This is a genomic window from Pseudomonas sp. UC 17F4, from assembly GCF_900101695.1.
In the GTDB taxonomy this organism is placed as follows: Bacteria; Pseudomonadota; Gammaproteobacteria; order Pseudomonadales; family Pseudomonadaceae; genus Aquipseudomonas.
The window spans coordinates 5098997-5111220 of sequence record NZ_FNKV01000001.1 but is presented as its reverse complement, the minus strand read 5'-3'; the positions used below and the strand labels follow the sequence as shown (position 1 = coordinate 5111220).

The 12224-nt window shown below is 63.2% G+C and carries 6 protein-coding genes; 3 read left to right on the top strand and 3 right to left on the bottom strand.

Annotated elements, in window-relative coordinates:
• Window positions 1-18: 18 nt before the first annotated feature.
• The gene (locus BLR26_RS23210) at window positions 19-963 is read right to left on the bottom strand and encodes an alpha/beta hydrolase (RefSeq protein ID WP_093386047.1); all 945 of its coding nucleotides are present in this window, start codon (window positions 961-963) and stop codon (window positions 19-21) included.
• Between the two features lie 209 nt (window positions 964-1172).
• Here BLR26_RS23210 and fadD2 point away from each other — a divergent pair, with 209 nt between their 5' ends.
• On the top strand, window positions 1173-2861 hold the full coding sequence (fadD2, locus tag BLR26_RS23205; protein WP_045193417.1) for a long-chain-fatty-acid--CoA ligase FadD2: 1689 nt from the start codon (window positions 1173-1175) through the stop codon (window positions 2859-2861).
• Between the two features lie 324 nt (window positions 2862-3185).
• Window positions 3186-4883 carry a long-chain-fatty-acid--CoA ligase FadD1 gene (gene fadD1, locus BLR26_RS23200; protein ID WP_093386044.1) on the top strand — a complete coding sequence of 566 codons (1698 nt, stop codon included), beginning with the start codon at window positions 3186-3188 and terminating at the stop codon, window positions 4881-4883.
• Window positions 4884-4967: 84 nt separating this feature from the next.
• On the opposite strand, the gene BLR26_RS23195 is transcribed toward fadD1, so the two are convergent.
• Together BLR26_RS23195 and BLR26_RS23190 are read right to left on the bottom strand one after the other, a co-directional pair.
• Window positions 4968-6275: an NAD(P)/FAD-dependent oxidoreductase gene (locus BLR26_RS23195; protein ID WP_045193415.1), complete on the bottom strand. Its 1308-nt coding sequence runs from the start codon at window positions 6273-6275 to the stop codon at window positions 4968-4970.
• 29 nt (window positions 6276-6304) lie between these two features.
• The gene (locus BLR26_RS23190; protein WP_093386039.1) at window positions 6305-7669 is read right to left on the bottom strand and encodes a glutamine synthetase family protein; all 1365 of its coding nucleotides are present in this window, start codon (window positions 7667-7669) and stop codon (window positions 6305-6307) included.
• Window positions 7670-8116: 447 nt separating this feature from the next.
• Between BLR26_RS23190 and hrpA the strand changes: the two genes are divergently transcribed.
• Window positions 8117-12022: an ATP-dependent RNA helicase HrpA gene (hrpA, locus tag BLR26_RS23185; RefSeq protein WP_093386034.1), complete on the top strand. Its 3906-nt coding sequence runs from the start codon at window positions 8117-8119 to the stop codon at window positions 12020-12022.
• The last annotated feature ends 202 nt before the right edge of the window (window positions 12023-12224 follow it).

Here is a 12224-nt window from a genome sequence, read left to right as displayed (position 1 = left end):
GACGTGCGGGTCGGCCGATCATTCGCTGCGGGCGGGGCGGCCAATGGCCAGGGCCTGCTCCAGCCAGTCGATGATCGCGGCCGTGACCTCGTCACGGTTGGTTTCGTTGAGCAGCTCATGCCGCGCCTGGGGGTAGAGCTGCAACTGCACATGCTGATTGCCGGCCAGGCGCAAGGCACCGGCCAGATCCTTGAGACGCTTGCCGGCACTGACCGGATCACATTCGCCGCCCATCACCAGGATCGGCAGGTTCGGATCGATCTGCGTCAGGTTGCGTGGCTGGCTGATTTGCTCAAGGCCCATCAGCAAGTCGATCCACAAACGGTTGCTGCAGCGAAAGCCGCACAACGGGTCGGCAGCATACTTGTCGACTTCGTCGTTGTCGCGGCTGAGCCAGTCGAACGCCGTGCGGTTGGGCTTGAAAGCCTTGTTGAACGAGCCGAACGACAGCCACTCGATCAGCGCGCTATGGCCCAGCGGGCCCTGGCGCCAGGCTTCGAAGCGGGCGATCAGGCAGGCGGTGCGGTACAGCGCGGGCGGTTGGAAGTTCGAGCCGCTGAGAATCGCGCCCTGCAGGCTGGCGCCGTGGTGCATCAGGTAGGCCTGGGCAATGTAGCTGCCCATGCTGTGGCCAAACAGGAACACCGGCGTGCCCGGAAACTGCTGGCCGATGTGCTGGCTGAGCAGGGCCAGGTCGTTGACCACGCTGTTCCAGCCATTGTGTCGGGCGAACAGGCCTAAAGTGCCAAGTTCGGCGGTGCGTCCATGGCCGCGCTGGTCGTGGGCGAGCAGGGCATAGCCGGCAGTGCTCAGGGCCTCGCCCAGGCGTTGGTAGCGCCCGGCGTGCTCGGCCATGCCGTGGGCCAGCAGCACCACCGCCTTGATCGGCGAGGCCGGCAGCCATTGATAAACGTAGAGGCTGCAGTGATCGCTGGCCGGGAGCCAGAACGCGTCGTGGTGCATGGCGGGTCCTTGTGCGCGCAACTCGGTAAGTCAGCACAGTGTATAACCCAGGGACAGGATCGCAGGGTCATCAGCAATAAGATTCACAATGTTAATGACAGCGCTTGGCGTATTTGCCACCTGCGACATACCTGCTAACGTCGGCAGAGCACCTTCTTCGCCAAGCAGGCAAGGGGGCCGGATCGGCTCAGGTATGAGGACAATAATAGATGCAAGCTGATTTCTGGAATGACAAGCGCCCGGCAGGGGTTCCTTCGCAAATTGACATAAATGCTTACAAGTCAGTGGTCGAAGTATTCGAACGCTCCTGCAAGAAGTTTGCTGACCGCCCGGCGTTCAGCAACCTCGGGGTCACCCTGAGCTACGCCGAACTCGAACGCTATTCTGCGGCCTTTGCCGCTTACCTGCAGCAGCACACCGACCTGGTGCCGGGCGACCGCATCGCGGTACAGATGCCCAACGTGCTGCAGTACCCCATCGCGGTGTTCGGCGCCTTGCGCGCCGGCCTGATCGTGGTCAACACCAACCCGCTGTACACCGCCCGCGAAATGCGCCACCAGTTCAAGGACTCCGGCGCCCGGGCGCTGGTGTACCTGAACATGTTCGGCAAGCTGGTGCAGGAGGTGCTGCCCGACACCGGCATCGAGTTCCTCATCGAGGCGAAGATGGGCGACATGCTGCCGACGGCCAAGGGCTGGCTGGTCAACACCATCGTCAGCAAGGTCAAGAAGATGGTCCCGGACTACCGCCTGCCGCAGGCGGTGCCATTCAAGAGCGCCCTGGCCCAGGGCCGCGGCCAGGCGCTCAAGCCGGTTGCGCTGGGCCTCGATGACATCGCCGTGCTGCAATACACCGGCGGCACCACGGGCCTGGCCAAGGGCGCGATGCTGACCCACGGCAACCTGGTGGCGAACATGCTCCAGGTGCTGGCGTGTTTCTCCCAGCACGGTGCCGATGGCCAGCGCCTGATCAAGGACGGGCAGGAGGTGATGATCGCGCCGCTGCCGCTCTACCATATCTATGCCTTTACCGCGAACTGCATGTGCATGATGGTTACCGGCAACCACAACGTGCTGATCACCAACCCGCGCGACATCGCCGGCTTTGTCAAAGAGCTGAAGAAGTGGAAGTTCTCCGGGCTGCTCGGGCTCAACACCCTGTTCGTCGCGCTGATGAACCACCCAGAGTTCAAGAACCTCGACTTCTCGGCGCTGAAGGTCACCAACTCTGGCGGTACCGCATTGGTCAGCGCCACCGCCGAGCGCTGGGAGAGCATCACCGGTTGCCGCATTGTCGAAGGCTACGGCCTGACCGAGACCTCGCCGGTAGCCAGCACCAACCCTTACGGCCAGCTGGCACGCCTGGGCACCGTGGGCATTCCGGTGCCGGGCACGGCGTTCAAGGTGATTGACGATGCGGGTGTCGAGCAGCCCTTCGGCGAGCGCGGCGAGTTGTGCATCAAGGGCCCGCAAGTGATGAAGGGTTACTGGCAGCACCCCGAGGCGACGGCCGAGGCGCTGGACAGCGAAGGCTGGTTCAAGACCGGCGACATTGCCGTGATCGACCCGGACGGCTTTACCCGCATCGTCGACCGCAAGAAGGACATGATCATCGTCTCGGGCTTCAACGTGTACCCCAACGAGATCGAAGAAGTGGTGATGAGCCATCCGCAAGTGGCCAGTTGCGCGGTGATCGGCATCCCCGACGAGCGTTCGGGCGAGGCGGTGAAGCTGTTCGTGGTGCCGCGCGAGGGCGGGGTAAGCCTTGAAGAGCTGAAGGCTTACTGCAAGGCCAACTTCACCGGCTACAAGGTGCCCAAGCATATTGTCTTGCGCGAGTCGCTGCCGATGACGGCAGTGGGCAAGATTCTGCGCAGGGAGCTTCGGGATATAGCCTGAGGGAACTGGAAGCTGGAAGCTGCAAGCTGCAAGCTGCAAGCTGCAAGCTACAAGCTACAAGCTACAAGCTACAAGCCCGGCCAGCTTGTAGCTTGTGGCTTGAAACTTGAATCTTTAGAATTTTTACTCTAAAAATGACTACGTGATTATCAAGAGTCATTTCCGTGACTGTCTGGGCTACTTTAGCTCTAGGCGGCCCTTGGCAAAGCTGCTACTCTCGGCCCGCTTCTGATTATCAGGTTTGCAATAAACCGTAATCTTATATCAATAATAATCGCATCGACTGCGGTGAAGAATTCGCTGTTGCTGGAGGAGTGGGCTTCCATGATCGAAAACTTTTGGAAGGATAAGTACCCAGCCGGGATTGCCTCGCAAATCAATCCTGATGAGTATCCGAATATTCAGGCGGTATTGAAGCAGTCTTGCCAGCGCTTTGCCGATAAACCGGCCTTTAGCAACCTGGGCAAAACCATTACATACGGCGAGTTGTATGAGTTGTCGGGGGCGTTTGCCGCTTACCTGCAACAGCATACCGACCTGCAGCCGGGTGATCGTATTGCCGTGCAGCTGCCCAACGTTCTGCAATACCCCGTTGCCGTGTTCGGTGCCCTGCGTGCGGGCCTGATCGTGGTCAACACCAACCCGTTGTATACCGCGCGGGAATTGGAACACCAATTCAATGATTCCGGCGCCAAGGCGCTGGTCTGCCTGGCAAACATGGCGCACCTGGCCGAAAAGGTAGTGCCCAAGACCCAGGTCAAACACGTTATTGTCACCGAAGTGGCCGACCTCTTGCCACCGGTTAAACGCCTGTTGATCAACAGCGTGATCAAGTACGTGAAGAAAATGGTCCCGGCGTACAACCTGCCCAAGGCGGTCAAGTTCAACGACGCCTTGAGCAAAGGCCGTGGCCAAACCTTTCAGGAAGCCAATCCAGACCGCCATGACGTCGCCGTATTGCAGTACACCGGTGGCACTACCGGGGTGGCCAAGGGCGCGATGCTGACCCACCGCAACCTGGTGGCCAACATGCTGCAATGCCGGGCGCTGATGGGCTCGGACCTCAATGAAGGTTGCGAGATCCTGATCACGCCGTTGCCGCTGTATCACATCTATGCCTTCACCTTTCATTGCATGGCAATGATGCTGATCGGCAGCCACAACATCCTGATCAGCAACCCGCGCGACTTGCCGGCGATGGTCAAGGAACTGGGCAAGTGGAAGTTCAGCGGCTTTGTCGGCCTCAATACCTTGTTCGTGGCCCTGTGCAACAACGAGAATTTCCGCAAGCTGGACTTCTCTGGCCTGAAGATCACCCTGTCGGGCGGCATGGCCCTGCAGATGAGCGTCGCCGAGCGCTGGAAGGCAATCACCGGCTGCGCCATCTGCGAAGGTTACGGCATGACCGAGACCAGCCCGGTGGCGGCGGTCAACCCGGCCGAGCAGAACCAGATCGGCACCATCGGCATTCCGGTGCCCTCGACCCTGTGCAAGATCATCGACGACGCCGGTGTTGAACTGGCCCTGGGCGAAGTCGGCGAGCTGTGCGTGAAAGGGCCGCAGGTAATGAAGGGCTACTGGCAGCGCGAAGACGCCACCAACGAGATCCTCGACAGTGACGGCTGGCTGAAGACCGGTGACATCGCCCTGATCCAGACCGACGGCTACATGCGCATTGTCGATCGCAAGAAAGACATGATCCTGGTCTCCGGTTTCAACGTCTATCCGAATGAGCTTGAGGACGTGCTGGCGGCGTTGCCAGGCGTGCTGCAGTGCGCGGCCATCGGTGTGCCGGATGAAAAATCCGGTGAAGTGATCAAGATCTTCATCGTGGTCAAGCCGGGCATGACCGTGACCAAGGAGCAGGTGATGGAGCACATGCGTGCAAACGTCACCGGCTACAAGGTGCCGCGTTTCATCGAGTTCCGCGATGCGCTGCCGACCACCAACGTCGGCAAGATCCTGCGCCGTGAACTGCGTGATGAAGAACTGAAGAAGCTGGGCCTGAAGAAGATCGCCTGAGTCAAGGCGAGCGCTTCGCGCTCGATCGCTGGCAAGCCAGCTCCCACCATCGATCCTGTGGGAGCTGGCTTGCCAGCGATGCTTTCAGCGCAGTTTTTCAAGCATCTGGTAATACCACATCCCCGCCGCCAGCAACGGATTGCCCAGCACATCGCCCATCGGCACCTTGATGTGTTTGCAGCCGGCAAAGGTATCGAATTTCTCCAGCGTCCCGGTCAGTGCTTCGGCCATGATCTCGCCCATGATATGGCTGGTGGCGATGCCGTGCCCGGAATAGCCCTGGCAGTACCAGACGTTGTCCGAAAGCTTGCCCAGCTGCGGAATGCGGTTGACCACGATACCCATCGCGCAACTCCACTGGAACTCGATCGGCACGCCCTTGAGCGCCGGAAAGGTGCGCTCGATGCACGGCCGCAGTTCGCCGGCGATATCCCGTGAATCGCGCCCGGAATAGTTGGCGCCACCGCCGAACAGCAGGCGGCCATCGGCGGTCAGCCGGTAGTAGTCGAGGACGAAGCGGCAGTCGTACACCGCAAGATCCTGCGGGTTGATCTGCGCGGCCAGTTCACCCAGCGGCGCAGTAGTGACGATGCCGCCCATGGCCGGGAAGATCTTGCCCTTGAGCTGGCGTTTTTCCAGTTTGTGATAGACGTCGCCGGCCAACAGAATCTGCTTGGCCTCGACCCGGCCGTGGGCCGTCACCACTGCCGGCTGCTCGCCATGGATGATGTCCAGCACTTCGGAGTTCTCGAAGATCAGTGCGCCCAGGCTGTGTGCGGCGCGGGCTTCGCCCAGGCACAGGTTGAGCGGGTGCAGGTGCAGGTTGCGCCGGTTCTTCAAGGCGCCGAGGTACAGCGGGCTTTGCAGGTGTTCGCGCATGGCGTTCTGGCCCAGCAGCTCGACCTGGTCGCCCATGCCGCGGCGCTCGGCCTCGGCGGCGAAGGCGCGCAGTTCGCCCATGTGCGAGTCTTTCATCGCCGCGTGCAGGTGGCCGCGCTTGAGGTCGCAGTCGATGCCGTAGCGCTCGACCCTTTGCTCGATGATCTGGTGGCCGCGCCAGCGCAGGTGCCAGATAAAATCATCGACGTCATCGCCGAGCTTGTCGCGCATCTGTTTGCGCATCGCTTCATCGCCCGAGAGGCTGCCGGTGACCTGGCCGCCGTTACGCCCGCTGGCGCCCCAGCCGATGCGGTTGGTTTCAACGATGGCGACTTTCAGGCCGCGCTCGGCCAGTTCCACGGCGCTGGCGACACCGGTAAAGCCGCCGCCAATGATTGCCACGTCGACTTTCACCGTGCCCTTGAGGGTCGGGTACTGGGTGGTGTCGTTGAGGCTGGCGGTGTAGTACGAGGCGCTGCGTTGGGCAGGGCCGGCGTTTACGGCTGCATTCATAACAAAATCCTTGGTGCAAAAATAAAGGGTCAGGCCTGGCTCAGGTACCAGCGCCAGTCCTGTTCGCCGACTTCGGCCATGAACTGGCGGTACTCGGCGCGCTTGACCGCCAGGTACACGCCGAGGAACTCGGCGCCCAGGGCTTCGCGAGCCCAGTTCGAGCGCTCAAGCGCAGTCAGCGAGGTCAGCCAGTCGGTGGGCAGCAGTTCGCTGGCCTGGGCGTAGCCATTGCCCTCGACCGGCGCGCCCGGGTCGAGTTGCTGGCGGATGCCGTGATGCAGGCTGGCGAGAATCGCTGCTGCGGCCAGGTAAGGGTTGGCATCGGCGCCGCAGATGCGGTGCTCGATGTGCCGGCTGTTGGCCGGGCCGCCGGGCACGCGCAGGCTGACGGTACGGTTGTCGACGCCCCAGGTCGGCGCCAGCGGCGCATAGCTGTTGGCCTGGAAGCGGCGGTAGGAGTTGGCGTTGGGGCAGAACAGCAGCAGCGAATCGAGCAGCAGCGTGAGCATGCCGGCCACCGACTGGCGCAGCAGCGGCGTACCGGCTTTGTCTTCGCTGGCGTAGAGGTTGTTGCCCTGGGCATCGGCCAGGCTCACGTGCATGTGCATGCCAGTGCCGGCCAGGTGATCGAACGGCTTGGCCATGAAGCAGGCCTGCATCCCGTGCTTGTGCGCCACGCCCTTGACCAGGCGCTTGTAGCGCACCGCCTGGTCCATGGCCAGCAGCGCATAGCCATGCTCGAGGGTGATTTCCACCTGGCCCGGGGCGTATTCGGAAATCGCCGTGCGCGCTGGAATGCCCTGGGTCTTGCAGGCCGCGTAGAGGTCGGCGAGAAACGGCTCGATCTGCTCCAGCTCACGCAGGCCGTAGACCTGAGTGCCACGCGGGCGCCCGCCGTCGCGGTCCAGGGCCGGTTGCGGGCGGCCGTGGCTGTCACGTTGCTGGTCGAGCAGATAGAACTCCAGCTCGCAGGCCATCACCGGGTAGTAACCGTCGGCCTTGAGCGCATCGATGACCTTGACCAGCAGGTGGCGCGGGTCGGCGACAGTCGCCGGCAGGCCTTCGCTGGGGTGCATGCTGACTTGTACTGCAGCGGTGGGAATCTGCCGCCACGGCAGGCGCACCAGGCTGTTTTCCAGCGGGTAGGCGCGGCAATCGATATCGCCGACATCCCAGACCAGGCCTGAGTTTTCCACATCGTCGCCGTTGAGGGTCAAACCGAGGATGGTGCTGGGCAATGGCCGCCCGCTTTCGTACACCGCCAGCAGCTCTTCGCGGTGCAGCAGCTTGCCGCGTGGTACGCCGTTGGCGTCGAGGATGAACAGCTCGATCATCTCGATATCGGGGTTGGCGGCCAGGAACGTTCGGGCCTGCTCGATAGGGGCAAAGTGCATGGTGTGCTCGCTCGCGCCCTCAGGCGCACAGGACTGTCTAGCCGGTCAGGCGGCAGTCTTCGACAAGGAAGGTCGGCCAGAAGCTGGCCGCACGGTTCACTGCAGAGCGAGGCGGGCGTCCGGTGGGCGGGCATGGCGGCAGTGCCACAAAGCCCAGAAGGCGAGAATGATGTGTACCAGCGGATTTTCCCCGCAGCGCGCCCGCACCTTCGGGAAAGAAGGGCGCAGCAGCAGGCGGGGCAAACCGGTAGACGAAGTCATGCCTGGATACTCCCATGCCGGGGAAGGTTCATTAAATCAGCCTTTGGGTAACTTCAGATAAGCCGCGGCTAAACAATCGTCCGCCCGCCCGCAACCGTGCCGAGCGTCGGCAAATCTGCGACAATCGCAGCCCTTGAAAAGCCGATCATGCAAAAGCAGGCTCACCTGCACGACTAAAAAGCCCCCATGACTGACCACGCGATTGATCAACTGCTGAAAAACCTCGACCACGCCATGATTGCCGAGCGCCACCGTCTGCGCCGGCAGTTGCACGAGCTGCGCAAGCGCCCGGATGAGGCCAGGCTTGCGCAATGGGTCGACAAGGTCCAGGCCTCCTGCGCCCAGGTCACCGCGCGCAAGGCCAGTGTGCCGAGCATCCGTTACGACGACAGCCTGCCGATTGCGGCCAAGCGTGACGAGATCAAGAAGGTTCTGGCCGAGCATCAGGTGCTGATCATCGCCGGCGAAACCGGCTCGGGCAAAACCACCCAGCTGCCGAAGATCTGCCTGGAACTGGGCCGCGGCCAGCACGGCCTGATCGCCCATACCCAGCCCCGGCGGATTGCCGCGCGCAGCGTTGCCACCCGGGTCGCCGAAGAACTCGGTACGCCGCTGGGGGCGCTGGTCGGCTACCAGGTGCGCTTCGAAGACCAGAGCGACGCCAATACCCTGGTCAAGCTGATGACCGACGGTATCCTGCTGGCCGAAACCCAGCACGACCGCTTTCTCGAGCGCTACGACACCATCATTGTCGACGAAGCCCACGAGCGCAGCCTTAACATCGATTTTCTGCTCGGTTACCTCAAGACCCTGCTGCCGCGTCGCCCCGATCTCAAGGTCATCATCACCTCGGCGACCATTGACCTTGAGCGCTTCTCCAAGCATTTCAACGATGCGCCGATCATCGAGGTGTCGGGCCGCACCTACCCGGTGGAAACCTGGTACCGGCCGGTAACCCGCGAGCAGGACGAGGAGGGCAACCGCGTCGAGGACGACCTCACCGTCGACCAGGCGATCCTCGCCACCCTCGACGAGATTGCCGCCTTTGAGCGCAGCCAGGGCAAGGGCCCGGGCGATGTGCTGGTGTTTCTGCCCGGCGAGCGCGAGATTCGCGACGCTGCCGAGATGCTGCGCAAGGCGCAGTTGCGTCACACCGAAATCCTGCCGCTGTACGCACGCCTGTCGCCGGCCGAGCAGCAGAAGATTTTCCAGTCCCATCCGGGGCGGCGCGTGGTGCTGGCCACCAACGTTGCCGAAACCTCGCTGACGGTGCCGGGCATCCGCTATGTGATCGATAGCGGCACCGCGCGCATCAGCCGCTACAGCTACCGGGCCAAAGTTCAGCGCCTGCCGATCGAAGCGGTGTCCCAGGCCAGCGCCAACCAGCGCAAGGGCCGCTGCGGGCGGGTCGAGCCGGGCATCTGCGTGCGCCTGTACAGCGAAGAAGACTTCAATGCGCGGCCGGCCTTTACCGACCCTGAGATCCTGCGTACCAACCTGGCGGCAGTCATCCTGCAGATGCTGCACCTGCGCCTGGGCGATATTGACGCCTTCCCGTTCATCGAGCCGCCGGACGGCAAGGCCATCAGCGACGGCTTCAACCTGTTGCAGGAGCTCTCGGCGGTCAACCGCGAGAACCAGCTCACGCCCCTGGGCCGCCAGTTGGCGCGCCTGCCGGTGGACCCGCGGCTGGGCCGCATGCTGCTCGAAGGCGCCAAGCAGGGCAGCCTCAATGAGCTGTTGATCGTCGCCAGTGCGCTGTCGGTGCAAGACCCGCGCGAGCGGCCGCCGGAGCGCCAGCAAGCGGCGGACCAGGCCCATGCGCAATGGAAAGACGCCGACTCCGACTTCGCCGCGCTGGTCAACCTGTGGCGTGGCTTTGAAGAGCAACGCCAGGCCCTGACCGCCAGCCCGCTGCGCAACTGGTGCCGGAAGAATTTCCTCAACTACCTGCGCCTGCGCGAATGGCGCGATGCTCACCGTCAGCTCAGCCTGATCTGCCGCGACCTGCAGTTGAGCATCAATAAAGAGCCTGCCGACTACCCGCGCCTGCACAAGGCGATCCTCTGCGGTCTGCTCAGCCAGATCGGCCAGAAGAGCGAAGACGGTGACTACCTCGGCGCCCGCCAACGGCGCTTCTGGGTGCACCCCTCGTCCGGCCTGGGCAAGAAGCGTCCGCAATGGTTGATGACCGCCGAGCTGGTGGAAACCACCAAGCTCTATGCGCGCATGGTGGCCAAGATCGATTCGGACTGGATCGAGCCGCTGGCCGGGCACCTGATCAAGAAAAACCACTTCGAACCGCACTGGGAGAAGAAGCGCGGCCAGGTGGTGGCCTTCGAGCAGGTCACCCTCTATGGCCTGATCGTGGTTGGCCGGCGGCCGGTGCATTACGGCCCGGTCGACCCGGTAATGTCGCGCGAGCTGTTTATCCGCGAGGCCCTGGTCGGCGGCGAGATCCAGTCCAAGGCCAGGTGCCTGATCGCCAACCGGCGCTTGCTTGAGCAACTCGACGAGCTGGAAGCCAAGGCCCGCCGGCGCGACATCCTCGCCGATGAAGAAACCCTGTACGGCTTCTATGAGGCGCGGCTGCCGGCCGAGATCCACCAGACCGCAACCTTCGACAGCTGGTACCGGGTCAACAGCCAGAAAGACCCGCAGTTGCTGATCATGCGCGAGGAAGACGTGCTGGCCCGCGAGGCCAGTGAAGTCACCGCCGCGCAGTACCCGGACACCCTGCGCCTGGGCGACCTGAGCCTGGCCCTGAGTTACCACTTCGAGCCAAACCATCCGCGCGACGGCGTTACCGTGCGGGTGCCGGCGCCGCTGTTGCCGAGCCTGCCGGGCGAACGCCTGGAGTGGCTGGTGCCGGGCCTGCTGGAAGCCAAATGCATCGCCCTGGTGCGCAACCTGCCCAAGGCCTTGCGCAAGAATTTCGTGCCGGTGCCGGACTTCGTCAAGGCCGCCCTGCAGCGCATGAGCTTCGCTGAAGGTTCGTTGCCCCAGGCGCTTGGCCGCGAGTTGCTGCGCATGACCGGTGCGCGGGTCAGCGACGAAGCCTGGGCCGAAGCTGCGGCCCAGGTCGACAGCCACCTGAAGATGAACCTGGAAGTGGTCGATGGCCAGGGCAAGTTCCTCGGTGAAGGCCGTGACCTGGCCGAGCTGACCGCGCGCTTTGCCGCGGCCAGCCAGGCCGCGCTGGCGGTCCCGCAAACCGCGCAAAGCCAGCAGCCGGTGCAGGCCAAGGCCTTCACCCAGGTGGCCGAGACTGCGCAACAAAAGTTTGCCGGGCTGTCGATGACGGTCTATCCGGCGCTGGTGGAAGAAAACGGCACGGTCAAGGAAGGGCGCTTCTCGACCCAGGCTGAAGCCGAGTTCCAGCACCGCCGAGCCTTGCAGCGCCTGCTGCTGCAACAACTGGCGGAGCCGGCCAAGTTTTTGCGCGGCAAGCTGCCGGGGCTGACCGAGCTGGGCTTGCTGTACCGCGAGCTGGGTCGGGTCGAGGCGCTGGTCGAGGACATTCTGCTGGCCAGCCTAGACAGTTGCATCCTTGAAGGCGAGGCTACCCTGCCACGCGATGGCGCCGGCCTGGCCTCGCTGGCCGAGCGCAAGCGCGGCAGCTGGGCCGAGCACGCCGAGCGTCTGGCTCGCCTGACCCTGGAAGTCCTCAAGCTCTGGCATGGCCTGCAAAAGCGCTTCAAGGGCAAGATCGACCTGGCCCAGGCCGTGGCCCTCAACGACATCAAGCAGCAACTGGGCAACCTGGTCTACCCCGGCTTTGTCCGCGAAACCCCGGGGCTGTGGCTCAAGGAGCTGCCGCGCTACCTCAAGGCGATCGAGTTGCGTCTTGAGAAGCTTGGCGCCCAGGTGCAGAAGGACCGGGTCTGGAGCGGCGAGCTGGGCAACCTCTGGAGCCAGTACCAGACCCGCCTGGACAAGCACCTGCAGGAAGGCAAGCGCGACGAGCAGCTGCAGCTGTACCGCTGGTGGCTGGAGGAATACCGGGTGTCGTTGTTCGCCCAGCAGTTGGGCACCAAGGTCCCGGTTTCCGACAAACGACTGAGCAAGCAGTGGAGTCAGGTGGAAGCCTAAACCCCTGCAGTTGTGGCACACTTGACCGATATACGCCGCGCATCCCGGAATAACCTGCCGGGCCTGCGCGGCTCACGCATGCAGCACTGCGCAGTGGCCCGCAAGCTGGGGGCATTGCCAGTCAAAGTTGGTACTTTGGTGCCAACTCAAACCGACCGAACAGGCCGTTGCCGGGCTGGCAATGGCCCCGAACAGAGGAACG